This is a genomic window from Nocardia sp. NPDC006630 (assembly GCF_040611495.1).
Taxonomy (GTDB): domain Bacteria; phylum Actinomycetota; class Actinomycetes; order Mycobacteriales; family Mycobacteriaceae; genus Nocardia.
The window spans coordinates 253,072-277,659 of sequence record NZ_JBEXOK010000006.1 but is presented as its reverse complement, the minus strand read 5'-3'; the positions used below and the strand labels follow the sequence as shown (position 1 = coordinate 277,659).

Here is a 24,588-nt window from a genome sequence, read left to right as displayed (position 1 = left end):
GGGTCGCGGAATGTGCCTCTACTCTGGATTCTGATCGGTGCGCGCCGGTGAGAGGAGTACGGCGGTGTCCACGCTCACGACACCACAGATCCATGTCCATCGTGGCGGTGACCGCATGAAAACGCGTGTGGCGTGGCTGGATTCGAAGCATTCGTTCTCCTTCGGGGAACATTACGATCCCGACAACACTCATCACGGCTTATTGCTCGTGAACAACGAAGACATCGTGCTGCCCGGTGAGGGATTCGAAACGCATCCGCATCGGGATATGGAGATCATCACCTGGGTACTGAGCGGCAGCCTGGTGCATCAGGATTCGCTCGGGCACAACGGGGTGATCTATCCCGGTCTCGCGCAGCGGATGAGTGCGGGTGCGGGCATCCTGCATTCGGAGAAGAACGATTCGTGGCGGTTCAGCGCCGGCCCCGAACACGATGAACCGGTGCATTTCGTCCAGATGTGGGTGGTTCCGGACGAGCCCGGCCTGGATCCCGGCTATCAGCAGCTGGAGATCGACGACGAGCTGGCCGGCGGCGCTCTGGTGACGGTGGCCTCGGGCCTGCCGCGCTATCGCGATCGCACGGCCATCGGCATCGGCAGCAGTCATTCCGCACTGCACGTGGCCCGCATGCCGGGTCTCGGCGAGGCGCCGGAGGTTCGCCTACCGGAAGCCCCTTACCTGCATGTATTCATTGCGCGCGGTGAGGTCGAGCTGGAGGGTGTCGGGACGCTGTACGAGGGTGACGCGGTGCGGCTGGCGCGCAGCGGTGGTCAGCGGGTGACCGCGAGCCTGCCGTCGGAAATTTTGGTGTGGGAGATGCACGCGCGTCTGGGCGGGCAATAGCATCTCGTATAAGACCAGGATTCCGGGCGAACCGGGCGCGTTAACGGCCGGTTCTCCTGTCGGCGATACCGGGAGCAGCACCGACGAAAGGCCCGCCCATGTCGCAGTACCCGCCTCCGGGCAATAACCCGCCCCCCGGCAATTACGGCCAGTACCCCGGGCAGCCGCCCGGCAATTATCCGCCGCCCGGCGGTCAGCAGTACTGGCAGGAGTCCCCGAAGAGCAAGGGCCTGGCCATCACCGCGATGATCCTGGGCATTCTCGCGCTGCTCAGCTCGTGGACGGTGCTCGGCGGCATCGGCTTCGGCCTCTTCGCCGTCATCCTCGGCGTGATCGCGCTGATGAAGGCGCGCAAGGGCACCAGCGGCGGCTCCGGAATGGCCCTCACCGGCCTCATTCTCGGCCTGCTGAGCCTGATCATCGGCATTGTCGTCGGTGTGATCGGCTGGACCTTCTTCAAGGACAACGGCGGCAGCGACTTCGTCTCCTGCGTCCGGGATGCGAAGAACGACCAGTCCAAGATCGATCAGTGTGAGCAGGACTGGAATCAGAAGATCGAGAACAAGTACAGCATCACGCTGACACCGGCCCCCACGAACTGACCGAGAGTCCGTGCCGGGCAGGCACGCTCAGCGCTGCACCGGCCGGCACTCGCGGGTGGCGGCGACGACCTCCGCGAGTTCCGGCCGAAAGTCACTGTCCGGCGGGCAAACCCAGGATCGGTAGCCGGTGTGCTCGTCCGTGGGTGACGGCAGCACGATGTGGCTACCGGGCAGCGCGACCGCCGCGCAGTCCCGGAACAGGTCGGAGAACAGGGCGATATCGAGGTACGAGTCGTCGGTCGGCCCGGTCAGGAAGGTCCACCGGCCGGACCGCGGATGTCCGATGACGGGGCCGCAGCGTTTACGGGCCTGCAGGTGGTCCCGCACGCGCGCGCCGAAGTCGGCGGGCATGGTGACGGCGCCGACCGAACCGATTTCGAGCATGATCCGGCCCAGCGCCGAGTCGACGATCCCGTAGAGGCCGTGCTCCTTGCGGTAGCACCGGCAACGGGCCAGCGCCTCCTGGGTGGCGGTGTACGAGGACGGGTCCAGCGCGCTCATGGCGAACCTCCTGCTACCGACCCTATTCTCCCGCAATCAGTATGACAATAGTCACACGCCGGTGACTTTCAGGCGTAGCATCAGCAGGCATGGCACCCGTCTCGCCCACCGTCGCCCGGTGGGAGTTGGTTCTCCGGCTACGGGAGCTGCGTGAGCAGCGCGGCTTCGATTCGGCGACCTTCGCCAAACGGGTCGGCTTCACGCCGGCCAATTGGTCGCATGTGGAAAAGGGCCGCAGGGTCCTCACGGCCAGCACCATCGAACCGGTGCTGACGCTGCTCGAGGTGGACGGTGAGGAACACGAGGAATTGCTCGAACTCCTGGCCGCCAGCAAGGAACGCGGTTGGTGGGCCAAGGCTTCCGCGCTCATCGGCCCCGAACTGCAGCGCTACTACGGTATGGAATTCGGTGCGGACAGCATCCGCAGTTACGACAGTCTCGTGGTCCCCGGCCTCCTGCAGACCGAGGAGTACACCCGGGCGCTCATCAGCGCCGATGTCATGATCCGCCCGGTGCAGGTGGAACAGCTTGTGGCCGTGCGCATGCGCCGGCAGGAGCGGTTGCGCGATGCCGATCACCTGGAACTCACCGCCGTCATCGGCGAGGCGACGCTGCTGCAGCAGATCGGCGGGCCGAAAGTCCTGCGCGGGCAACTGGAGCATCTGGCGATGCTGTTCGACGAGCTGGATTCGCTGACGGTGCGGGTGATTCCGTTCGCCGCCCCGCGGGGCGCCATGCTGGGCGGCGCCAGTTTCCATCTGCTGGATTTCACTTCGGAATCGCTGCCCACCTTCGGCTGGGCCGAGAGTGCGGTTTTCGGTGGGCCGGTGGAGGATCCCGATCAGATTCGCGATCTGGGTTTTGCATTTGTGCGTGCACTCGACCAATCTCTCAGTCGTGCAGAATCTTTGGACATGATCAAGAGTTATTCGCAAGGGTAGGAGACACATGCGAGACGGTAAAATGCTGCCCATGTTAAATACCGCGCAGTATCGGCCGGATTCCACCGACTGGTTCACCTCTACCCGGACCAATAACGGAAATCAGTGTGTAGAGGTCCGTTTCGATGGTGATGCGGTGCTGATCCGTGACAGCAAGTTCCGGCGCAACCCGGCGCATCGCGGCCAGGCCGAGCCCATCATCACCGTCACCGCCGCCGACTGGATGGCCTTCCTCGCCACGGTGCCGGGTCGCCATACCGGTTCCACCGCTCTCGTCGCGTACCCGTCCCCCCACGGCGGGGCCACGCTGGTTCACGGTGAGACCTCGCTGGTCTACACGCCCGGTGAGTGGGCCGCCTTCGCCGCCGGAGTCCGCGACGGCGAGTTCGACCGGATCGCACTCACCGCCTGAGCGTTCTGTTCCCGTGCTGTGTGTTCCCCGTGAAACCACGCACGGCTCCGGCTCCTCCGAACGGAAATCGGCATACTGGGGAGCGTGACTTCGCAGCTGAACAATCCCTCCGGTATCGACCTGACCTTCCGTAACGAGGGCGTGCGGGTGCAGGACGACCTGTTCGCGCACGTCAATGGTGATTGGCTGGATAAATACGACATACCGTCGGACAGGGCGGTGGACGGTGCGTTCCGCAAGCTCTACGACCAGGCGGAGCTGGACGTGCAGCGGATCATCCAGGAGGCGGCTGCCTCCGATGCCGCGCCCGGCAGCGAGGGCCGCAAGGTCGGTGACCTGTACAACAGCTATATGGACGAGGCCGCCATCGCGGCCGCCGGTCTGACCCCGATCGCGGACGAGCTGGCCGCGATCGCCCAGGTGCGCGACCGCAGTGAATTCGCCGCCCTCATCGGTCGCCTGCAGCGCCACGGCGTCGGTGGCCCGATCGCCTTCTACGTCGACACCGACGACAAGGATTCGAACCGCTACCTGGTGCACACCAGCCAGTCCGGCATCGGCCTGCCGGATGAGTCGTACTACCACAAGGACGAATACGCCGAGATCCGCGACAAGTACGTCGCGCACATCCGCCGCATGTTCGAGCTGGCCGGCGTGGACTACGACGCGCAGCGCGTCTTCGACCTGGAGCAGAAGCTGGCCGCCGGGCACTGGGATGTGGTGCGCCGCCGTGATGCTGAAAAGAGCTACAACCTCACCACTTTCGATGCGCTGGCCGCCGAGCACCCCGAATTCGACTGGACCGCCTGGACTTCCGCGATCGCCGAGGGCGTCGACCGTTCCGGTAGCGAGCTCTTCGCCGAATTGGTGGTGCGCCAGCCGGACTACCTGCGTACTTTCGCGCAGACCTGGGCGCTGGAGTCCCTGGACGACTGGAAGGCCTGGGCGGCATGGCGTGTCGTGAAGGCCCGCGCCTCCTATCTGACCGATGACCTGGTCGAGGCGAGCTTCGACTTCTACGGCCGCACCCTCACCGGCGCCCCGGAGAACCGCGAGCGCTGGAAGCGCGGCGTGTCCCTGGTGCAGGATCTGCTGGGCGAGGCGGTCGGCAAACTGTATGTGGAGCGCCACTTCCCGCCGGCCGCGAAGGCGCGCATGGTCGAGCTGGTGCAGAACCTGCAGGAGGCCTACCGCCGCAATATCTCCGATCTGGAGTGGATGGGCGCCGACACCCGGCAGGCCGCGCTCACCAAGCTGGAGAAGTTCACCCCGAAGATCGGCTACCCGGACGAGTGGCGCGACTACTCGGCGATCGTTGTCGACCCGGCCGATCTGGTGGGCAACTACCGCCAGGGGTACGCCGCCGAGAACGACCGCGACCTGAACAAGCTCGGCGGCCCGGTGGATCGCGCCGAATGGTTCATGACGCCGCAGACGGTGAATGCCTACTACAACCCCGGCATGAACGAAATCGTCTTCCCCGCAGCGATTCTGCAGCCTCCGTTCTTCGATATGAATGCGGACGACGCCGCCAACTACGGCGGTATCGGTGCGGTCATCGGCCACGAGATCGGCCACGGCTTCGACGATCAGGGTTCGAAGTACGACGGCGACGGAAATATGATCGACTGGTGGACCGAATCCGATCGCAGTGAATTCGGTAAGCGCACAAAGGCTCTCATCGATCAGTACAACCAGTTCTCCCCGAAGGACCTGTCGGACGACCACAAGGTCAACGGCGAGTTCACCATCGGCGAGAACATCGGCGACCTGGGCGGCCTGACCATCGCCCTGGAGGCGTACCGGATCTCCCTGGAGGGCAAGGACTCCCCGACCCTCGACGGGCTCACCGGTCTGCAGCGCGTCTTCTTCGGCTGGGCGCAGGTCTGGCGCACCAAGGCTCGCCCCGAGGAGGCCATCCGCCGCCTGGCCGTCGACCCGCACTCCCCGCCGGAGTTCCGCTGCAACGGCGTCGTCCGCAATCTCGACAGCTTCCACGAGGCTTTCGATGTGAAGCCGGGCGACGAGCTCTACCTGGATCCCGCGGAGCGCGTGAAGATCTGGTGACCGCAGCCGTCTATCTGATCACCGGCATCCAGGCCGCCGGGAAATCGACTGTCGCACAGGCGCTGGCGGAGCGACTGCCCCGCTCAGCGCATGTGCGCGGTGACGCCTTCCGCCGTTTTGTAGTGAACGGCCGCGAGGACATGCGTCCGGACCCACCGGAGCAGGCGCTAGAACAGCTGCGCCTGCGCCACCGGCTGGCCGCCCGGACCGCCGACGCCTACGCCGACGCGGGCTTCACCGCCGTCGTCCAGGACGTGGTGCTGGGCGACTTCCTCCCGTACTTCGTCGACCAGATCCGCACGCGCCCAAGATATGTAGTGGTCCTGGCCCCGAGCCCCGACGCGGTCGCCGCCCGAGAAGCCGGCCGGACCAAGAAGGCGTACGGCCCCTTCACCGTCGCAGACCTGGACACCGGATTGCGCACCACCACCCCACGCCTCGGATTATGGCTGGACAGCGCGGATCTCACCGTCGACCAGACGGTGGACGCAATCCTCGAGCAGTCGCACCCCCTGCCCTAGTGGGACTCCCCTAGAGCGAAGTCGAGCCTGGCATAAGCATTACCCGCCATCTCCCCAAAAGCCGACTTCCAGGGCCCAACCCCACCCCGAACCTGCTCCTTCACAAGGTCGAGCTGTGATTGCGAGACAAGGACGCCAGGACGAACGAACGCCGATGCAGGTGCGGCTGGAGTAGTGGTCGCGGCGGGCGCGCACGCAGCCAGCAGTAGAGGCACAGTGGCCGCCAGAGTGCGCCCGAGAAGTCGCAAGCTACCGCCGGAGCGCCGATCCCCAGGAGCTGACCTTGTCGACTCAGACACATACCAGCGCATCGTTCCGTGTTCTGTTCTCGAGAACGGCACCACAGCCGGTCGACTCCGCCGGTACCGCACAGCCCCTCCCAACTCCGGAAGGTTAACCGGGTACGGCTCCCCACGTGCCCAGCACGGCCATCTCGGGCTTTGCCCGCACCCCCTGCCAGATCAACCCTGCTCGGGAGGCAAGAAACCCAGGTGCACCGACCGTTTCGGCATAGAAGCCGTCGGCTCCCGAGAATTGAACAGCGGGTGTCTCAGCGGCACAGCGGTTATCGGGTTTGTGCCGTGTGGACGCCTGCTGTGCGGCCGTCGAGAAGGCGTGTGTGGTGCCCGCTCCGGGTGGATTCGAGGCCGAGACAGCCGGTGCACCTGGGTTGCTTGGGTCGAGGGGTGGTGTTGGGTCTGGGTGCGGGCAGGGCCCGAGATGGCTGTGCTGGTGGCGTCGGGTGGGGTACCCGGTTGACCTTCCGCGGTCACGAGGGAATCTGCGGTACCAGCCGGAGGACTGGTTGTGGTCCGGTTTCAGAGACAAAACGCGAAAAGACGAAGACCCGAAAGACCAAGGGCGCCTGGAGACAAGGGAACGAAGAACAAGAGCCTGAAAACCCGGGCTGGCAACGTTCATGGTGTTCGGGGGGATCGGCGCTGAGGGTAGTAACGGGGTAGTGCGAGGTTCCGGGCGGGCGGTGGGCGATGGCACGGGGGTGCAGGGTGATTCGGCCCGACTGTCGCATCGGCAGGATCAACGCGATGGTCTCTGCGGTGTGAAGCCTGCTGCGCGGGTGGGGTTCCGGGTGGGGGGTGGACTCACGGGGGCGCGAGCTACGCCTGCTGCTGGTCCATCCGGTGCGGGTCCTGCTCTGCTCGTTCGCCGCTCGAGGCCCACTGCCCGTGCAACCTTGGTGGGCAACGGCTTGTAGCACCGCCAGGATCAACCTGACGGTGTCTACAAGGGGGTGTGGTCCGCTATTCGCGGGTGGGGGTGGTTTTGCGGGCATCGAGCCATACCCGCCGTCGCTCGCGTTGGAGTCGTTCCCGGGCCCGGATTTCGCTCAGGGCACCGGCCATCAGCTCACCGGTGTGGTGCAGGTGATTGACCTGCGGGGTGCCGGTGGGGTCGATGTGGGGTGGGGCGATCCACCCGGTCCGGCCCGGAAAATCCGTATCCTCGCCCATGACAATGGTTTTCCAACCACCGGGCCCGTCGTGGATCATGGCGTGGCACCCATCGCACGCGAGGGTCAGGTTGTCGATATCGGTGGGCCCGCCCTCGGCCCACCCGGTGACATGATGGGCCGCCGACACGCTCGCGGGCGCGCTGCACCCGGGTCGGGTGCAACCCTTGTCGGAGGCGATGAGCGCCAGTCGTTGTGCGGGCGTGGCCAACCGGTCCCGACCGCGCCCCAAATACAGGGGCAGCCCGGCCTTGTTCAACACCACCAACAAGGGTCGGGTTCCGGCCGCCAGTTCCAGGGCTTGCGGGATGGTCAGGGTGCCCCCGGTCGCGGTGGTCGCGATCCCCGTACCACGCTCGAGGTCCTCCACACGCATGACGATGATCGCTTCCACGGGCAGCCCGCGGTGGGAGCCGAGTTTGGGGCGGTCGAGCTGAAACCGCAGCACCGCCAGCAACGCATCATGGTTGCGTTGCGCCGCCGAGCGGGTATCACGCTCGGCCGCAGCCTTCAACTTTGTCCGGTCGAGGGTGCGGTCGGCGACCTTCGGGCTGTCCGGATCGGCGGGGTTGCACATGCCCGGGCGGGCGAATTTGGCCAGCAACGGTTCCAGGACTTCCCGCAACGGCTCGGTGATCTCCCCGATCAACGGGGACATCCCATCGGCACGTTTACGACCGAGGGTCAGCCCGCGCATCCGTTCGCGGTCTTTGTCCTGGGTGAGGGTGCCGTCGGGGTCGATGTTCGCCAGGATGACCTCCCCGAGATCGACCAGCTTGTCCGGGCTGCCGGTGCGGGCGTAGGTGGTCAAAACATCCTGGGCCAGGTCTTTCTGACCGGGGTCGGCGGCACAGGGGATGCGCTTGAGGACCTGCGCGATCCGCCGCACGTGATCGACGGAGATGTCCCCGGCCCGTTGGGCTTCGGCAACATACGCCAGTTCCGGTTCCAGCTCGCCCCCGAGCGCCGGTTGCGGGCTCAGTTGCTTGGCGGCGTTGACCCGCGAGGCCGCGTCCGCGTGGCTCAACCGCAGGGTTTGTTCGAGGAATTTGATCGGGGATGCTGATCCGGCGCGGGCGGCGAGGGAGCGGGTGCAGGTTTCGGTGACGAAGCGGTGCTTGACGGCTTCGAGTTTGCGCATGCTGGTTTCGACCTCACGCATGAGGGCGATGAATTCCTCGTCCAGCAGTGGTGTGAGGGAGGCGTCGAGGAGGTTTTCCACGGCGGTATCGAGTGCGTGTGCACTCGATACGATGGTGGTTTCTCCCCCCGGATTCATACCTCTATTCTACCGCTGGAAAACAGACCACAACAGGCGAAAACCATTGTGATATAAGGCTATTCAGAATCCCGATTTGTCCGTTATCGAATTCGCAGTTCGCTCGACGCGTCGAAAAAGAACACCTCTTCTTGCTTGGGCGCAAGTCGCAACTCATCACCCAGTGCAACCTGGAACCGGCGATCTACTCGCGCAACGATTCTGCCGGTGCGACTGGACCATTCATCGTTCACACCGTGTGAATAGAGGAATGACTCCGATCCCAACTCCTCGAGCAACTCGACCTCGACGGCCAGTGAATTCTCCGGATCGGTGGTTACCTCCCATGATTCCGGGCGAATCCCCACCACGACACGGTCCCCTGACACACTGTGCGGCACCGGAATTCGTAGATCGTTCAACTCGGCAACACCGTCCCGCACCGGCGCGGTGAGTAAATTCATCCCGGGCGACCCGATGAACCCGGCGACAAACGTATTCACCGGATCGTCGTAAAGCTCACGCGGAGCGGCGATCTGCTGCAACTTGCCGTCCTTCAGCACCGCGACCCGATGCCCCATGGTCATCGCCTCGACCTGATCATGCGTGACGTACACCGTGGTCGTTCCGAGCCGCTTCTGCAACGCCGCGATCTGCGACCGCGTACTCACCCGAAGTTTGGCATCCAGATTCGACAGCGGTTCGTCCATGCAGAACACCTGCGGGCGCCGAACGATGGCTCGCCCCATGGCAACTCGCTGTCGCTGCCCGCCGGAGAGTTTCGCGGGCTTGCGGTCCAGGAGCTCCTCGAGCTCCAGCATCGCCGCCGCCTCTTTGACTCGAACCAGGGTGTCGGACTTGCTCATCCCGGCATTGCGCAGCGCGAATCCCATATTGTCCGCGACTGTCATATTCGGGTAGAGCGCATAGCTCTGGAACACCATGGCCACGTCCCGGGCGCGCGGCGGCAGCCCGGTCACCTCGGCACCGCCGATGCGAATGTGCCCGGAAGACACCGCTTCCAGGCCCGCCAGCATGCGCAGACTGGTGGATTTGCCGCAGCCGGACGGTCCGACGAGTACCAGGAATTCGCCGTCGGCGATATCCAGGTTCAGGTCTGCCACCGCGGGGCCGGGCGCACCCGGATAACTGAGGGACACGCCCTCGAACTGCACAGTCGCCATGCCGGCGGGTCTCCTGACTGATTACTTGGGCAGCTTGGGGGTGATCTGCCGGTCGATGATGGTCTGCAGCTGGGTGGTGATATCCGCGAAAGCCGCTGTCACATCCCGGTTCTGCAGGCCGATCTGCTCCAGGCCGGTGCCGATGATCTGGTCGCCGCCGGGCACGAAGACGCGGCCGAAGTCCTGCGACTTGGTCAGTGCCAGCTGGTCGATGGCGGTCTTGGAGTTGGGGTTCTTCGCCAGGAAGTCCTGCTCGGTCGGATCCTGCAGCGCCGACTTGCGGACCGGCATGTACCCGGTGGCCTGCGAGAAGTACGAGGTATTCGTGGCATTGGTGATGAACTCGATGAATTTGAGCGCATTCTCCTTGCGCGCGTCCGAGATTCGGGACGGGATGGCCAGGCCCGCGCCGCCGGTGGTCGCACCGGGGCCGCTCGGATGCGGGAGGAACGCCGTGCCGAATTCCAGTTTGCCCGCGGCGTTCTGCTTGACGCCCTTCAGGTCACCGGTCGACGCGATGGCCGAGCCGACCACACCGGTGCCGAAGTCGGTGACGATCTGCGAGCGGATGCTCGCGTACTTCTTCACATTGATCATGTCGCTGAAGAACTTCCCCGAGGCGATCGACTTGGGGTCGTTGAACTTCAGCTTCCAGTCGTCGGAGTAGCCGCCGCCGAAGGTCCACATCGGTCCCTGGAACGTCCAGCCCAGGTAGTTCACGGCGTCGCCCCAGCCGTGCGCCCACTTGTCACCGCCCATGACCTGCTGGATCTTCGGACCCCACTCGTCGAATTCCTGCCAGCTGTTCGGGCCGCGGTCGGGCAGACCGGCCTTGGACCAGACATCCTTGTTGTAGTAGAAGATCTGGGTCGAGCGGGCGTACGGCAGCGCGTAATGCTTGCCGTTGAACAGGTAGTCCGCGGCCAGCGTGTCCACGTAGTCGTCGAGTTTCACACCGGCGGAACCGAAGTGGCTGTCCAGCGGCTCGAGGGTGCCGTTCAGCGCATAGTTGAACCACCAGACATCCGACAGCACAACCACATCCGGCAAGTCCCCGCCGGACAGCGCCGCGTTGAACTTCTGCGACACCTCTTCATAGTTCTTGCCGGCGTCGATCAGCTTGACCTTCAGATCCGGGTACTTGGCCTGGAACCTGTTGATCAGTTCGTTCTCCTGATCCTTGGACGTGCCGGGGTGGTTGGACCAGAAGGTGATGGTGTTCGAGTCACCGCCCTGCTTGCTGCTGCTGCCGGTTCCGGCACAGGCGGTGAGCGCGAGCCCGGCGGCGGTCGCACCGGTGAGACCCAGGAACCCGCGTCGCGACAGGGCGCGGCGGGCCATGGATTCGGCAGAGGTTCGTGCTTCCGACACGGGAATCTCCTTCTGGGACTTAACCCTTGACCGCACCGGAGGTGAGGCCCTTGATCATGTGACGCTGTAGCGCGAGGAAAACGATGAGAATGGGGAGCATGGTGAGCAGGGTTCCGGCCATGACCGGACCCCAATTGGTGACGCTGGGGTTCTCGGTGTTCTGCAGCAGCGTGAGCCCGACCGGCAGCGTCGCGACCCGCGAGTCGTCCGCCATGAGGAACGGCCACAGGTATTCGTTCCACTCGTTCACCATCGTGACCACCGCGAACGCCACCATGGTCGGCCCGGACATGGGCAGCACCACCCGAGTCAGCAGCCGCCACCAGCCGGCGCCGTCCATGCGCGCGGCCTCGATGACCTCGGCGGGCAGTGACAGGAAGTGGTTGCGCATGAGGAAGGTGCCGAAGGCGACCCCGCACAGCGGAACGATGATGCCCTGCAGCGTGTTTCGCCAGCCCAGCTGCGCGATGAGCGCGTAGTTGGAGATGACGGTGATCTGATTCGGCACCATGAGCGCCGCGATGATCACCAGGAACAGCACCGTCTTACCCGGAAACCGCAGGAACACCAGGCCGTACGCGCTGAGCACGCCCAGCACGAACTTCACCGCCGAGATGATGGCGGTGACGATGATCGAGTTCCGCAGGAACGTCGTGAACGGCAGGGTCGTGGTGGCGTCCCGGTAATTCTCCGGATGCCAGCTGTGCGGCCAGTACACCGCCGGATTCGTGTAGATGTCCGGCCGCGCCTTGAACGAGGTGATGAAGATGTAGAACAGCGGCACGCCGACGACGATCAGCACGCACACCATGGCGGCATAGCCGAAAATCGTTGCCCAGCGGGCATTGTCGAGATCCTTGGTCGTCGCCCCGAGCCGCTTCACTGTTCGCCCCGATCCATGATGCGCACCTGTACGAGCGTCACGATCAGCAGCACCACGAACATGATGGTGGCGACCGTCGCGCCGTATCCGGCCCGGAAATTCCGGAACGATTCCTGATAGACCTGGAACACCATGGTGGTGGTGCCGGTGCCGAGCGGCCCGCCGCGCGTCATCACATTGATGATGTCGAAGACCTGCAGCGAATTGAGCAGCACGGTGATGGACAGGAAGAATGTGGTGGGGCGCAATTGCGGCAGCAGCACCCGGGTGAAGGTCGTCCACCGGCTCGCGCCGTCGATCTCGGCCGCCTCCATCAGATCGGCCCGAACCCCTTGCAGCGCCGCCAGATAGATGACGAACGTATAGCCCAGGTTCTTCCAGATGTAGGTGACCGTGATCATGAACATGGCCCAGTGCGGGTCCTGGTAGAAGTCCGGGATGCTGTGCACCCCGACCTTGTGCAGCAGGTCCTGCACCATGCCGATGCTGGGAGCGAAGAGGAAGCGGAAGGCCACGCCGATGGCCGCGCCGGAGATGACGAACGGCGCGAAGACCGCGGACCGGACCACATTGCGGCCGAACAGCTTCCGGTCCAGCAGCAGGGCGAGTGCCAAACCCAGCACCATACTGCCGATGACGGCGGCCAGCGTGAATACCACGGTGTTGCCTACGATTTGCCAAGAATCGTGGCGGCCCCACCACTCGCGATAGTTGCCCAGGCCGACGAAGGTGGAGGTGGTATCGGAGATATTCCAGTCGAAGAACGACAGCCGAATATTGTCGATCAGCGGCCGGTACACAAAAACCGACAGCAGCACCAGGTTTGGCGCGACGAGCACGGTGAAGAGCGCATAGTCCTGCCAGGGTCTGCCGCGCCAGCCACGTCCCGGGGGCTGCGGTAGTACTCGTTCAGGACTCGACTTCACCCGCGCAGCGTGCCGGTTGCGGTCGACTAGCCGGTAACGATTAGATGCTGGGCGGTTGAATAGTCGGCGCACAGGCGCAACCGACTGTTCACCGGACGCACCCGCTGGTGGCGCGGACATGCGCCGAATCGTACGGTGGCACAGGACCTTTCATGTGAGTAATGGCACCGAGGCGACAATCTGGACAATTAGGACGTGACATCCCCGATATGTCGACCTCACTCCCGCGCGCACGCGACGGCAGCCGACGTCACCCCGCACCCACCCCACCGGCCTCGTCATCCCGGCATGCTTGTGGCCGGGATCCACAGAGACGGCTGGTCGGACTGACCTCACCTGTGGTGAAGAACTACGCCCCGGCGCTCCAGGCATACTGACCACCGTGCAGTTCGGGATACTCGGATCCATTGAAGTGCGGCGGTCCGATGGAACCCCGATCGCTGTAGGCGGCCCGCAGGTGCGGTCGCTGCTGGCCCTATTGCTCCTCGATGCCGGGCGGCTCGTCAGCCGCGAGCGATTGATCGACGGCCTCTACGGTGAAGATCCGCCGGGCGATGCGGCACATGCCCTGCAGTCGCAGGTATCCCGCCTGCGCCGTGCGCTGCGGAACGGCTCGAGCGCACAGGAATTCGTTGAATCCTCATCTGCCGGGTATCGGCTCGCGGTGGACCCGCAGGTGGTGGACGTGCACCGCTTCGCCAAGTTGGCCGAGGACGGGCGGAATGCGCTGCGCGACCGGGATGCCGCTGCCGCAGTCACCTTGTTCGATGCGGCGATGACGCTCTGGCGAGGTCCCGCTCTGGCGGATGTCTTGGACTCTCCGTTCGCCGAAGTACAGGCGGCGCGGTTGAACGAGGCCCGCCTGGAAGTCCTGGCCGATCGCGCCGAAGCAGCCCTGACGCTGGGCGACCATCACGCGGTGGTATCCACACTGCCGGAGTTGGTCGCCCTGCATCCGCTGCGGGAGCGGTTGCGCGCCTTGCTCATGCGCGCGCTGTACGCGGCGGGCCGACAGGCGGACGCGCTCGAATCGTTCGAGCAGGGACGGCTGCTGCTCGCCGATGAACTGGGCGCCGATCCGGGCGCCGAGCTGGCCGAAGCACACCTCGCGATCCTGCGGGCCGATGCCGCGCCCACCGCTGCCCTGGGCCGGCTACCCGCGCAGTTCACCAGCTTCGTCGGCCGCGAATCGGAACTGGCACAGCTGATTCCGCTGCTGGCCCAGTCACGGCTGGTGACGCTGATCGGCCCGGGTGGCACCGGCAAAACCCGGCTCGCGCTGGAGGCAGGCGCCGGAGTCCGCGGTGACCGCTGCCTGGTCGAACTGGCCGCCCTCACCGACGGCGCACAGCTCGCCCCCGCTGTCATCGCGGCCCTGGGCGGAAGGGACGCAACCCAATCCGGCCACCGCGACCCCGAGGCCCAACTGCTCGCCCTCCTCACCGACCGTCCCCTGCTGCTCATCCTCGACAATTGCGAGCACCTGGTGCTCGACACCGCCCGCCTGGCCCACCGTCTCCTGCTCTCCTGCCCCGCCCTGCGCATCCTGGCCACCAGCCGAGAACCCTTGAGCATCACCGGCGAAACCGTCTTCCGGGTCCCCCAACTCCCGGTCCCCGCCCCCGAAGCCCGCCTGGCCGGCCAACTCCGCAGCCCCGCCGTCCGCCTCTTCGCCGACCGCGCCGCCGCGGCCCGCCCCGGCTTCACCGTCGACGCCGGCACCATCACCGCCGTAGCCCGCATCTGCACCCGCCTCGACGGCCTCCCCCTGGCCATCGAACTGGCCGCCGCCCGCCTGCGCACCCTCGGCCTCGACGACATCGACGCCCGCCTGGACAACCGCTTCCGCCTCCTGTCCCGAGGTGACCGCACCGCCGACCCCCGCCACCAAACCCTCCAAGCCGTAGTCGCCTGGAGCTGGGACCTCCTCGATCCCCCCGAACAACAACTGGCCCAACGCTTGGCAGTCATCTCCGGCGGCGCCACCCTCGCCGCAGTCACCCGAATCTGCGGCTCTCTCGATCCAACCGGCCATCCCGCTTCCGCGGCCGGTCGGCTGACCGCACCTCCGGCGCATCTGTCGTACGACGCCGACTGGCCCGAAGCCGACGAACTGCTCCCAGCACTGGTCGAAAAATCCCTGGTAACAGTGGTCGACGGCCGCTACCGCATGCTCGAGACCATCCGCGAGTTCGCCCTCCGCCACCTCATCGAATCCGGCGACCACACAACCCTTCTCCGAGCCCACGCCGAGTACTACACCGCCCTGGCCGAACAAGCCGACCCAGCCCTACGCGGCCCCGACCAGCTCACCTGGCTCTCCCACCTCACCGCCGATCACGACAACCTCCAAGCCGCCCTGCACTGGGCAGTTCCCGCCGATCCCCCACTGGCCCTGCGCCTCATCGCCGCACAGGCCTGGTACTGGTGGCTCACCGGCCGCCCTGGCTCCGCCCCGGAACTGGCAAACGTCCTCCTCACCCGCCTCGATTCGCCCCTCGCCAGCCGGATGGATTCAATCGCTACTGCCGAGGAGTACGCCCTGTGTGTCGCGGTCGCCGCTCGCGGGGGCGCGTTGACAGCGCCGCCGATCGAGGACCACGCTCCGCACGCTGAGCAGGCCGGTACCTCTGGTGGTCGCGCGGCGGGAACCACGGCGGTCGAGCGGGCGGCGGCAGGGATAGCCGCACAGGCGGGGCCGCTGCGGCGACCACATGCGGTGCTCCTACTGGCGCTGGCGGGTGGGTTGATGCCCGGTGATCCGGCAGAATTGGTGTTCGGACCCGGTGTCTGGCCGCAGGCTTTTCAGCGGCTGGGGACCGGCCTCGGGCTGCTCATGTCCGGGCACGCTATCGAAGCCGAGCCCGAATTCCGTGTCGCGCTGGCCGGTTTCCGCCGCACCGGTGATCGGTGGGCGATTGCCGCCACGTTGGACAAACTTGCCGCCGTCGCCGATCTGCGCGGCGATCGGGCTGCCTCGCTGGCTCTGATCGATGAGGCAATCACGCTCGGTACCGAGCTGGGGATGGTTGCAGATGCTGCTGACCTGCTGAATCGGCGCGGCGATATCCATGCGCGCAATGCGGATTCGGAGCAGGAGTGCGAAGCCGCTCGGGCGGACTATGAGCGCGCGGCTGAGCTGTCCCGGTCTATCGGCGCAACAGATATGCGCGCCAATGCCTTATGCGGATTGGGTGATATCGCACGCCGCACTGATCAGGACGTGGCGCGGGCGCGATACGAGGCGGCGCTGGCGCTGCCGGGCGATGATTCGTTCGGCTCGGTGGAGGCGCGTGCTCGCGCGCTGATCGGTCTCGGTTGGCTGGCGATCACCGAAACGAGGCAGGTGCAGGCGGTTTCGAGCCACCGCGAGGCGTTGGCGCTTGCGCTCGGGAGCAGTCTGTCGCCCATTGCAGCGGGTGCTGTCGAGGGCTTGGCAGGTGCGGCTCTGGTCGCCGGGGACACGGAACGGGCGGCGACCCTGCTGGGTGCGGCAGAGGCTTTGCGCGGCGTGGCTCTTGCCGGCGCTCCCGAAGCGGCGGATGTGGCGGTGGATGCCCGGAAGGCCCTGGGCGGAGTACTTTTCGATGCCGCCTACCGCCGCGGCGTCGCATTGTCACCGGATCAGGTGCTCGCCCTGGTCGGCAGCTGCGAACTTTAGCTGCCACACCCTGGATCCGCGGAGAGCGCTCTAGCTCTCCCAGGTGGGGATCGGCGTATAGCCCCAGTTCAGCGCCCGGCTCACCACCCGGTGAGCGGCGGTGAGCCGATGGTGAGTGGTTGGTGAGGGGTGCGGCAGATGCTTCTCTCATGACAACGAAGCAGCAGTTCACCAGCAAGACCGTCCTCATCTCCGGCGCCAGCGTCGCGGGCCCCGCTCTCGCCTACTGGCTGCACCGCTACGGCTTCTCCGTGACGGTGGTGGAGGAAGCTCCGGCTCTGCGCGAAGGCGGCTACAAGGTCGACATTCGCGGCACCGCAATGGAGGTCGTCAAGCGCATGGGCCTGCTGCCGGAGATCGAGCGCGCCTCCACCGCCATGCGCGGCGGCGACTGGGTCGACGCGTCGGGCAAGACCCTGGCCACCCTCGGCCCGGACCTGATCGGGCTGCGCGGCCCCGGCGACGACGAGGTGCTGCGCGGCGATCTCGCCCGAATCCTGTTCGACGCCACCAAGAACGATGTGCAGTACCTGTTCGGCGACTCGATCGTCGATCTGACCGAGGAGGCCGACGGCGTCTCGGTGCGCTTCCGGCACGCCGCACCCCGCGTGTTCGACCTGGTGATCGGCGCCGACGGTATGCATTCCACGGTGCGCCGCAGCACTTTCGGCCCGGAGGCGCAGTTCGCCAAGCACACCGGCATGGCCGCCTGCGTGATCTCGGTGCCCAACTACCTGAACCTCGACCACTGGGAGCTGGTGCACCCGACACCCGGGCAGATCGTGCAGGTGTACAGCACGCAGCAGCATTCGGCGAAGGCGCAGTTCATCTTCCGCGCCCCGGAAGCCCTGCCCGAGCGCGGCGATATTGCCGCCCAGCAGCGAGTGGTCGCCGAGGCCTTCGCCGATGCCGGCTGGGAGACGCAGAACCTGTTGCGCCTCATGACGCAATCACCGGATTTCTACTTCGACTCGGTCAGCCAGATCCACCTCGAGCGCTGGTCCAAGGGCCGTATCGCCCTGGTCGGCGATGCCGCCTACAGCCCGTCCCCGCTCTCGGGCCAGGGCACCAGCATGGCCCTGGTCGGCGCGTATGTCCTTGCCGGAGAGCTGAATGCCGCCCACGGCGACCACACCATCGCTTTCGACAACTACCAGACCCGCATGACCGAATACGTCGACCTGAACCTCAACCTCGGCTGGAACAACGCCAACCAGATGGTCGCCGCCGACAAACGCGGCCTCAAGATCCAGACCACCGCCCTGCGCGTCATGCGCCGCCTCCCCTGGAAGGGCATGGCCCTGCGCTCCATCATGAAGCCCCTCAACCACGCCTCCAACGGAATCACGCTCGCGCAGTACGCCCCCACCACCCAGCACCTCGCCTGAGTGTCGGCGCGATGCCGCCCGCCGGCCTCGACCGCACGGCACCCCTGTGTCCCGCCGCGCACTTACAGGTCTGCCGCGCAAGGAATCTGCGGCAATCCGGTGAGCGGCCCACCGAATAAGTGCGCGACGGGCCGTTTGAAGACGTGGCCCGGCCGGTGGGACAGCTACATCCCCCCCGAAACAACCGCAGGCCCCGCCCATTATGGGCGGGGCCTGCGAAAGTTCTTGCTGGGCTAGGACTTCCCCTAGTTCCAGTCGCCCCAGCCGTCGCTGGTGCTGAAGGTGCCGCCGCTGGTGTTCTTCACAACCACCGGATCACCCTTCTTCACATTGTCGAAGTACCACTTCGCATCGTCGGTGCTGACATTGAGGCAGCCGTGCGAGCTGTTGGAGTAGCCCTGCTGCGCGACGCTCCACGGGGCGGCGTGAATGAAGATGCCGCTGTTGGACATACGGGTGGCGTACTCGACCTCGAGCTTGTAGCCCTGCGGATCGGTCGTCGGCACACCGTAGGTCGAGGAATCCATGATCATCTTGCGATTGCGCTCGCTGACGATGTAGGTGCCGTTGGGGGTCTCGTGCCCGGTCTTGCCCATGGAGGTGGGCATGGTCTTCACGACCTCGCCATTGCGGGTGACCACGATCTGGTGGGTGTTGTCGTCCGCGGTCGCGATGAACTCGTCGCCGATCTCGTAGGCGACCTTGGTGCCGCCGCCCTCGACGGTGACCTTGGTGCCCGACGGCCAGAAGTCCTCGGGCCGCCAGCGAACCTGCTTATCGCCCATCCAGTAGAAGTGACCGTCCACCTTGTTGGTCGAGGTGATCCGGATCGCCTTCTCCGCACCGGCGTGATCGCTGACCGGATCCTTGAAGTTGATGATGACCGGCTGCGCGACGCCGACCACGTCCCCGTCGCCGGGGCTGATGTTCGGGGCCGCGAAATTGGCCGGCGGCAGCGGCGAATTGGCGCCGGGCGCGGTCGGCAGATCGCCGGGCGCCGGCTGCGGCATGACAGCGGAGGGCACACCCGGAATCTCCGGGCCGCCCGGCCATAGCGGGGTCGCTGAGGCGGGCGCTGCCACCACGGCTCCGGTCGCCGCAATGACGGCGAGGGAAATCAGTCCGTACCGGGTGATGCGCACAGCTCTCGGTCCTCTCGATCCTCGTTCAACACGCAGATTGCGGGCGCAGTCCGCCCGCTGTAGGTCCCAACCCCGCATCCATTACTACCGTGCGAGCAGAGGCATTCCAATTGGCTTGTGGCAGTTATTCATACCGACCCCCTGGTGTGGTTCAGGTCACTCCACTGTCCACGGGCGAATTGCTGGCGCATTAGCGCCGTTCGCATCGGCGATTCCCGAAACAGGTCGCGGGTGTGTCCGGCGGCTATGCACCCGCATACTCAAACCTGGATGTGAGGCAAATCACTGGAGTCGCATCAGGCTTCGAGGGTCTCGAAGGTAATGGCCGCATGCGGACCGGTCGCAATATTGTGCGGCACGGTCCACGGCACCCGGCCGCGCGCGAAGCGTGGCGACAGCCGCAACCGCACAGCACCGAGCACCGTGGCCAGCACGATCCGCAATTCGAAATCGGCCAGCGACGCACCGACACAGCGCCGGTGCCCGCCGCCGAACGGTGCGAACTCGAACGGACCGTAGCGGCGTTCGAGAAACCGCTCGGGATGGAATCGCTGTGGCTCGCTCCACACTTCGGGGTCGGTGTGCAGCAGCTGTACCGACAGCCCCATGGTGTCCCCCGCCACCAGCGCGGTGCCGCGGAACACGAAATCACCGGTGAGCCTGCGCAATACGATCGGCACCGGTGGATGCAGGCGCAGCGTCTCCTGGCACACCGCATCCAGATACGGCAGTTTCGCGACCTCGATCGGATCGAGATCCGGTCCGGCAGCAGCGAGTTCGGCGCGCAATCGCGCGAGTGTCTCCGGCGACCGGTGCAGCCGGTACAACGCCCACACCAGCACGGTCGCCGTGGTTTCGTGCCCGGCCACCAGCAGGGTGCGCAATTGTTCGCGCAGGTCGGCGTCGGTCATGGCACTGCCGTCCTCGTACCGGGCGTCCAGCAGCATGCCGAGCAGATCCTGGCCGGCGACCGCGCCACCGCTGTCCATCGCGCGTCGCCGCGCCACCTCGGTATCGATCAAGCCGTCGAGCCGATCCCGTGCGGCCAGGAAGCGCTCCCAGCCCGACAATCCGAACACAGTGCGCCGCAATGCCGGAACAGCGAACAGCGGTGTGCCGAACGAGGTCAGGAATTCCGTTGTAGCCGAAGTGTATTCGGTCAGCAGCTCGGGCTCGTCGATCCCGAAGACCGCCGCCAGAATCACCCGTAATGTCATGGCGCGCGCCGCATCCCGGGCATCGATCCGGGCGCCCGCCCGCCAGGCCCGCCCGGTGCGCGCACCCGCCAGCTCGGCCCGCGCCGTATCCCGAATGACAGTGCCGTAGGCATTGATTCGATTCCGGTGGAACGCGGGCACCAGCACCGCGCGCTCCTGCCGATGTCGTTCGCCCCGCGCCAGAATGAGCGAGGCCGGTCCGACCATCGGTTCGATGGGGTTCGGCAGTGGCGGCGCCAGCAGTTCGACCGGCGCCCGGAACAATTCGCGCGCACCCTCGGGCGTGCCGGTGAAGACGACCGAGCCGAAGGACGGGAAGCGCATCAGAAAGGGATCGCCGTGCCGCTCGACCCGGCGGCGGAAGTACCGCTCGAGATCGGCGCCGGCGGCCAGGGCATGCAGCAGCACCAGCCGAGGTTGGTGCAGCGCCTCGGGACCGACCGGTTGGGCGGCGGTACTCATGCTCTCCTATACGTATTCACTACTACCCGGGTTCGACTCGAACCCTGTGTGCGGGCTGTGAGTCGACGGTGTCCGATACGTCGTGTATGCATGGCAAGACTCAAAGCTTGGTGTACCTCAAATTTAGGACAAGTTCGTGTTGCGTCAGCAGATCTCCGCCCGGATCGCCGTCCCGGCCCTCTCCGCCGCCGCCCTGCTGCTCGCAGCCTGCGGTTCCACCATTTCCGGCAGCCCGGTAGCGGCTCCCCCCGGACTGGACTCGGCCATCTCGACGACCAAGGCGCCCGGCACCACGCCGAAGCCCACCGGTAAGCCGGGCCCCAGCGGCAAACCCTCCACTCCGCCCGCCGACCGCGGCGGCGATACCGACTTCCAGGCGAGCATCGGCGACTGCGTGAAACTCGGTGGCACCACCGACAATGCCACCATCAAGCACGCCACCTGTGGAAGCAAGGACTCCAACTACAAGGTGGTCGCCAAGGCGCCCACCAATTCCCAGTGCCCCAGCGACGTCGACCAGGCGTACTACGAGACCCTCTCCGGCGTCGAGACCGGCGCGATCTGCCTCGACATCGACTGGGTCGTCGGCGACTGCCTCGATCTGGGCACCAAGGGCAGCGGTGACGACCCCAAGCGGATCGACTGCACCACCCGCGGCGCGGCCGACGGGGTCAAGGTGCTCTCGATCCTGAAGAACAGCGACAGCGTCGACGACTGCAATGTCGGCAACCAGGGCTATGTATACGACGAGCGCAAACTCGTCGTCTGCGTCACCACCCTCTGAGGCCGCTCCCCCCGAGAACTGCGAAGCCCGGCCGGACGTGTTGTCCGGCCGGGCTTCTCGTCGTTCCGACGGAGCGGAGGCAATCTATACAGGGTTGTATCCGGAGCCGATCTGGCCGCGTCCGTTCAGGTCTCCCATGATCGAGGACATATTCGTCCCGACCTCGGGGCCGAAGCAGGCGAGGGCCAGGTAGGCGTTCACCATGCCGACAAGGGTGGTGCCGACGACGACCGGAGCCCCGGAATCGCCCTCCACCACACACATCTGACTCCACGTCTCGACATTGGTCGCGAAGACGTCACCCCACGAGAGGCCACAGGTATTACCGGTGGTCCGTCCCTCTTTGCACACGATCATCGGGAAGTTCGGCGGCCCGCCGATTCCGGTGATAGCCACATTGCCGATGCGATTCACCGGAATGACCCGATCCGGGAAGAACTCGATGACCGCGTAATCCAGATCGTGATTGGAGTACACGAACTTCCCGATCTGCCCTGCGCCGCGATCCTTTTCGGCGAACACCTGAGCCCCGGGGTCACCACAATGTCCCGCGGTGATGCCGACCAGCCGCCCGGCCCCGTCGTGACCGATGGTGGTCACGGTGCACTCGAACATGTCATCGATGACGATGCCGGAGCCACCACCGATGACTGCCGGTGCGGGATCGGCGTTCGCAGCCCCGGCGCCGAACATTGCGGTGCTCACGGCAAAAGCGAAGACGCCGGCCATACCGGCGAGTTTCCTGATCATGTCCCTCCAGACGTCGGAAGCCGCTCGAAAAAAGCTGCGGAACACATCCTGTCAGTATTCGTCCCGCGAGGCTGCTTGTACTGCCACATGTTGCGCAGCCGTGTCCTGCGCGCGTTGCACAGTGATACCGAGTTGGATGCAGTTATGGGATTTATGCATAACTCGGCCGGATTTCCGATAAATTCTCTCCCATTAATTCTTACCCAATGGGGCTTCACTTCAACCGAAACGTCTCTGCCCATACTCAGAAATTAGAACAAGTTCTAGATGTCTGCCTGGTTCTTTGGGTTGTGAACCAACCGTGATGTGCCTGTTCACAACTGTTCAGAGAAAGTGATCCGCCTCTATGACCGGAACCACAACGCCTGGTGTGTTTTTCCTAACTCCGTAGTAAGGTGCGTCAAGCAAACAGTCGCCGGTGGCGGGTAACCCGGCGTCGAGAGGGGTAGTCAGAGTGCAGTTGACGAAGAGTCTGGACGGGCAGGGGAGCCCAACGGAGTCAAGGGTTAATGCCGCCGTCGGCTGGGCCAAGGGGTATTGGGAGGACCATCCCAAACGGTCGCTCGAGACCGGCGGACGGATGATGGCGATGGGAGTCGCCGCCGTTGTCGAACTGTTCGTGGCGATCTTCCGGAAACGCTTCCCTTACGCGGAGTTCGTCAGGCAGTGCGCCTTCATGGCGAATGTCGCGGCGGCACCCACACTGCTGGTTGCCATTCCGATCGGTGTCATCGTCTCCATTCAGGTCGGCTCGGTCGCCGGACAGGTCGGAGCGACCTCCTTCATCGGCGCGGCCAACGGCCTCGGCATCATTCAGCAGGGTGCGCCACTGGTCACCTCGCTCATGATCGCCGGCGCGGTCGGCTCCGCCATTTGCGCCGATCTCGGCTCGCGCACCATTCGTGAAGAGATCGACGCCATGCGTGTCATGGGCGTGGACCCGCTGCGCCGCCTGGTCGCCCCCCGCCTCGGCGCCGCCATGCTGGTCTCCGTACTACTGTGCGGCTTCGTGGTTTTCGTCGGCTTCCTGACCGGCTACGTCTTCAATATCTTCGCCCAGGGCGGCACCCCCGGCTCCTACGTCGGCACCTTCGCCTCGTTCGCGATCACCACTGATCTTTTTGTGGCGCTGCTGAAGTCGCTCATCTTCGGCCTGCTCGCGGCGATCATCGCCTGCGACGCCGGCCTGAATGCCCGCGGCGGCCCCGGTGGCGTCGCCAACTCGGTGAACACCGCCGTGGTCATGTCCGCCGTCATGCTCTTCGGCGTCAACCTGATCCTCACTCAGGTCTACAACTCCCTCTTCCCACCACAGATGGTCTGAGAGTCGTGTCAGCAACGTATGTTCCGCCGCTGCTGCGGCCGTTCCAACGGATCAAGGGCGTCGCCACGTCGCCGCGCGACTTCATTGCGCGCATCGGTCACCAGGTCTTCTTCTTCCTGCGCTCCCTCGGCTCCATGCCGATGGCGTTCAAGCAGTACCCCAAGGAAGTCTGGCGACTGCTGTCCGATGTCACCTGGGGCAACGGCAATCTCATCGTCGGCGGCGGCACTATCGGCGTGGTGCTCATCCTGTCGGCGTTCGGCGGTATGACCGTCGCCATCCAGGGCTACACCTCGCTGAACCTGCTCGGCCTGAGCCCGCTCACCGGCGCCATCTCGGCATTCGCCACCACGCGTGAGCTCGGCCCCATGCTCGCCACCCTCGCCTTCGCGGCGCAGGCGGGCTGCCGGTTCACCGCACAGCTGGGCGCCATGCGCATCTCCGAGGAGATCGACGCACTGGAATCGGTTGCCATCCGGCCGCTTCCGTACCTGGTGAGCACCCGGATGATCGCGGCCATGATCGCGATCGTGCCGCTGTACTGCCTGGCCCTGCCGTTCGCGTACATCTCCTGCTCGCTGACCGTGCAGTTGATCGGCGGCACCGCGTCCGGGACATTCGAGCACTACTTCTATCAGTTCCTGGTACCGGTCGATGTGCTGTACTCACTGCTGAAGGCGATCATTTTCGTCGCGATCACCACGTTCATCCAGTGCTACTACGGGTTTTTCGCCTCGGGCGGCCCGGAGGGCGTGGGTGTCGCGGCCGGTCGCGCCATCAAGTACTGCATTATCGCGGTGGTCTTCGCGGACCTGTTCATCACCTTGGCCATCTGGGGCGTCAACCCCGGAATCCGGATCTCGGGATAGGGGGCGAACA

20 protein-coding genes are annotated in these 24,588 nt (G+C 65.5%); 11 read left to right on the top strand and 9 right to left on the bottom strand.

Features of this window, described 5'->3' with window-relative positions:
- The first annotated feature begins 64 nt into the window (after window positions 1–64).
- On the top strand, window positions 65–844 hold the full coding sequence (locus ABZX86_RS19525; RefSeq protein ID WP_355125288.1) for a pirin family protein: 780 nt from the start codon (window positions 65–67) through the stop codon (window positions 842–844).
- Between the two features lie 98 nt (window positions 845–942).
- Window positions 943–1,446, top strand: coding sequence for a DUF4190 domain-containing protein (locus ABZX86_RS19520; protein ID WP_355125286.1), 504 nt, complete (start codon window positions 943–945; stop codon window positions 1,444–1,446).
- 27 nt (window positions 1,447–1,473) lie between these two features.
- Here the strand turns inward: ABZX86_RS19520 and ABZX86_RS19515 are convergent, their stop codons facing one another.
- Entirely contained in the window at window positions 1,474–1,947 is a 474-nt protein-coding gene (locus ABZX86_RS19515) for a hypothetical protein (protein WP_355125284.1), read from the bottom strand.
- 89 nt (window positions 1,948–2,036) lie between these two features.
- Here ABZX86_RS19515 and ABZX86_RS19510 point away from each other — a divergent pair, with 89 nt between their 5' ends.
- The 4 genes from ABZX86_RS19510 to ABZX86_RS19495 all read left to right on the top strand — a co-directional run bounded on the left by ABZX86_RS19510 (window position 2,037) and on the right by ABZX86_RS19495 (window position 5,888).
- The gene (locus ABZX86_RS19510; RefSeq protein WP_355125282.1) at window positions 2,037–2,888 is read left to right on the top strand and encodes a Scr1 family TA system antitoxin-like transcriptional regulator; all 852 of its coding nucleotides are present in this window, start codon (window positions 2,037–2,039) and stop codon (window positions 2,886–2,888) included.
- Window positions 2,889–2,895: 7 nt separating this feature from the next.
- The gene (locus tag ABZX86_RS19505) at window positions 2,896–3,300 is read left to right on the top strand and encodes a DUF397 domain-containing protein (protein WP_355125280.1); all 405 of its coding nucleotides are present in this window, start codon (window positions 2,896–2,898) and stop codon (window positions 3,298–3,300) included.
- A gap of 84 nt (window positions 3,301–3,384) precedes the next feature.
- On the top strand, window positions 3,385–5,367 hold the full coding sequence (locus ABZX86_RS19500) for a M13 family metallopeptidase (protein ID WP_355125278.1): 1,983 nt from the start codon (window positions 3,385–3,387) through the stop codon (window positions 5,365–5,367).
- Window positions 5,364–5,888 (top strand): AAA family ATPase, encoded by a 525-nt coding sequence (locus ABZX86_RS19495; RefSeq protein ID WP_355125276.1) that lies wholly within the window; start codon window positions 5,364–5,366, stop codon window positions 5,886–5,888. The genes ABZX86_RS19500 and ABZX86_RS19495 overlap by 4 nt, the downstream gene beginning before the upstream one ends.
- Window positions 5,889–7,150: 1,262 nt before the next feature.
- Here the strand turns inward: ABZX86_RS19495 and ABZX86_RS19490 are convergent.
- The 5 genes from ABZX86_RS19490 to ABZX86_RS19470 form a co-directional block, all read right to left on the bottom strand.
- A complete protein-coding gene (locus ABZX86_RS19490; protein WP_355125274.1) occupies window positions 7,151–8,638 on the bottom strand; it encodes a DUF222 domain-containing protein in 1,488 nt (495 codons plus the stop codon).
- An 83-nt stretch (window positions 8,639–8,721) separates the two neighbouring features.
- Window positions 8,722–9,801, bottom strand: a complete 1,080-nt coding sequence (locus tag ABZX86_RS19485) for an ABC transporter ATP-binding protein (protein ID WP_355125272.1) — start codon at window positions 9,799–9,801, stop codon at window positions 8,722–8,724.
- Between the two features lie 21 nt (window positions 9,802–9,822).
- The gene (locus ABZX86_RS19480) at window positions 9,823–11,142 is read right to left on the bottom strand and encodes an ABC transporter substrate-binding protein (RefSeq protein ID WP_355125851.1); all 1,320 of its coding nucleotides are present in this window, start codon (window positions 11,140–11,142) and stop codon (window positions 9,823–9,825) included.
- Window positions 11,143–11,191: 49 nt separating this feature from the next.
- On the bottom strand, window positions 11,192–11,983 hold the full coding sequence (locus tag ABZX86_RS19475) for a carbohydrate ABC transporter permease (RefSeq protein WP_355125849.1): 792 nt from the start codon (window positions 11,981–11,983) through the stop codon (window positions 11,192–11,194).
- A 68-nt stretch (window positions 11,984–12,051) separates the two neighbouring features.
- The gene (locus tag ABZX86_RS19470) at window positions 12,052–12,981 is read right to left on the bottom strand and encodes a sugar ABC transporter permease (RefSeq protein ID WP_355125270.1); all 930 of its coding nucleotides are present in this window, start codon (window positions 12,979–12,981) and stop codon (window positions 12,052–12,054) included.
- A gap of 382 nt (window positions 12,982–13,363) precedes the next feature.
- Here ABZX86_RS19470 and ABZX86_RS19465 point away from each other — a divergent pair, with 382 nt between their 5' ends.
- On the top strand, window positions 13,364–16,642 hold the full coding sequence (locus ABZX86_RS19465) for a BTAD domain-containing putative transcriptional regulator (RefSeq protein ID WP_355125268.1): 3,279 nt from the start codon (window positions 13,364–13,366) through the stop codon (window positions 16,640–16,642).
- A gap of 149 nt (window positions 16,643–16,791) precedes the next feature.
- Window positions 16,792–18,030, top strand: coding sequence for an FAD-dependent monooxygenase (locus ABZX86_RS19460; RefSeq protein ID WP_355125266.1), 1,239 nt, complete (start codon window positions 16,792–16,794; stop codon window positions 18,028–18,030).
- A gap of 245 nt (window positions 18,031–18,275) precedes the next feature.
- Here ABZX86_RS19460 and ABZX86_RS19455 read toward each other — a convergent pair whose 3' ends face one another.
- Together ABZX86_RS19455 and ABZX86_RS19450 are read right to left on the bottom strand one after the other, a co-directional pair.
- Window positions 18,276–19,166, bottom strand: coding sequence for an Ig-like domain-containing protein (locus tag ABZX86_RS19455; RefSeq protein ID WP_327146333.1), 891 nt, complete (start codon window positions 19,164–19,166; stop codon window positions 18,276–18,278).
- Window positions 19,167–19,468: 302 nt separating this feature from the next.
- The gene (locus ABZX86_RS19450) at window positions 19,469–20,851 is read right to left on the bottom strand and encodes a cytochrome P450 (protein WP_355125264.1); all 1,383 of its coding nucleotides are present in this window, start codon (window positions 20,849–20,851) and stop codon (window positions 19,469–19,471) included.
- Between the two features lie 136 nt (window positions 20,852–20,987).
- Here ABZX86_RS19450 and ABZX86_RS19445 point away from each other — a divergent pair, with 136 nt between their 5' ends.
- Window positions 20,988–21,635 (top strand): hypothetical protein, encoded by a 648-nt coding sequence (locus ABZX86_RS19445; protein WP_355125263.1) that lies wholly within the window; start codon window positions 20,988–20,990, stop codon window positions 21,633–21,635.
- Between the two features lie 84 nt (window positions 21,636–21,719).
- Here ABZX86_RS19445 and ABZX86_RS19440 read toward each other — a convergent pair whose 3' ends face one another.
- Window positions 21,720–22,385: a serine protease gene (locus tag ABZX86_RS19440; protein WP_355125260.1), complete on the bottom strand. Its 666-nt coding sequence runs from the start codon at window positions 22,383–22,385 to the stop codon at window positions 21,720–21,722.
- A gap of 472 nt (window positions 22,386–22,857) precedes the next feature.
- On the opposite strand from ABZX86_RS19440, the gene ABZX86_RS19435 reads away from it, so the two are divergent.
- Window positions 22,858–23,709 carry an ABC transporter permease gene (locus tag ABZX86_RS19435; protein WP_297610132.1) on the top strand — a complete coding sequence of 284 codons (852 nt, stop codon included), beginning with the start codon at window positions 22,858–22,860 and terminating at the stop codon, window positions 23,707–23,709.
- Window positions 23,710–23,714: 5 nt separating this feature from the next.
- Window positions 23,715–24,578: an ABC transporter permease gene (locus ABZX86_RS19430; RefSeq protein WP_355125258.1), complete on the top strand. Its 864-nt coding sequence runs from the start codon at window positions 23,715–23,717 to the stop codon at window positions 24,576–24,578.
- Window positions 24,579–24,588: the final 10 nt, after the last annotated feature.

Bases quoted from the DNA above. Each gene is read 5' to 3' on its own strand.
- ABZX86_RS19490 (WP_355125274.1), bottom strand. From the start codon at position 8,638: ATGAATCCGGGGGGAGAAACCACCATCGTATCGAGTGCACACGCACTC.
- ABZX86_RS19505 (WP_355125280.1), top strand. From the start codon at position 2,896: ATGCGAGACGGTAAAATGCTGCCCATGTTAAATACCGCGCAGTATCGG.
- ABZX86_RS19475 (WP_355125849.1), bottom strand. From the start codon at position 11,983: ATGGTGTGCGTGCTGATCGTCGTCGGCGTGCCGCTGTTCTACATCTTC.
- ABZX86_RS19520 (WP_355125286.1), top strand. From the start codon at position 943: ATGTCGCAGTACCCGCCTCCGGGCAATAACCCGCCCCCCGGCAATTAC.
- ABZX86_RS19450 (WP_355125264.1), bottom strand. From the start codon at position 20,851: ATGAGTACCGCCGCCCAACCGGTCGGTCCCGAGGCGCTGCACCAACCT.
- ABZX86_RS19460 (WP_355125266.1), top strand. From the start codon at position 16,792: ATGACAACGAAGCAGCAGTTCACCAGCAAGACCGTCCTCATCTCCGGC.
- ABZX86_RS19510 (WP_355125282.1), top strand. From the start codon at position 2,037: ATGGCACCCGTCTCGCCCACCGTCGCCCGGTGGGAGTTGGTTCTCCGG.
- ABZX86_RS19515 (WP_355125284.1), bottom strand. From the start codon at position 1,947: ATGAGCGCGCTGGACCCGTCCTCGTACACCGCCACCCAGGAGGCGCTG.
- ABZX86_RS19480 (WP_355125851.1), bottom strand. From the start codon at position 11,142: ATGGCCCGCCGCGCCCTGTCGCGACGCGGGTTCCTGGGTCTCACCGGT.
- ABZX86_RS19485 (WP_355125272.1), bottom strand. From the start codon at position 9,801: ATGGCGACTGTGCAGTTCGAGGGCGTGTCCCTCAGTTATCCGGGTGCG.
- ABZX86_RS19440 (WP_355125260.1), bottom strand. From the start codon at position 22,385: ATGATCAGGAAACTCGCCGGTATGGCCGGCGTCTTCGCTTTTGCCGTG.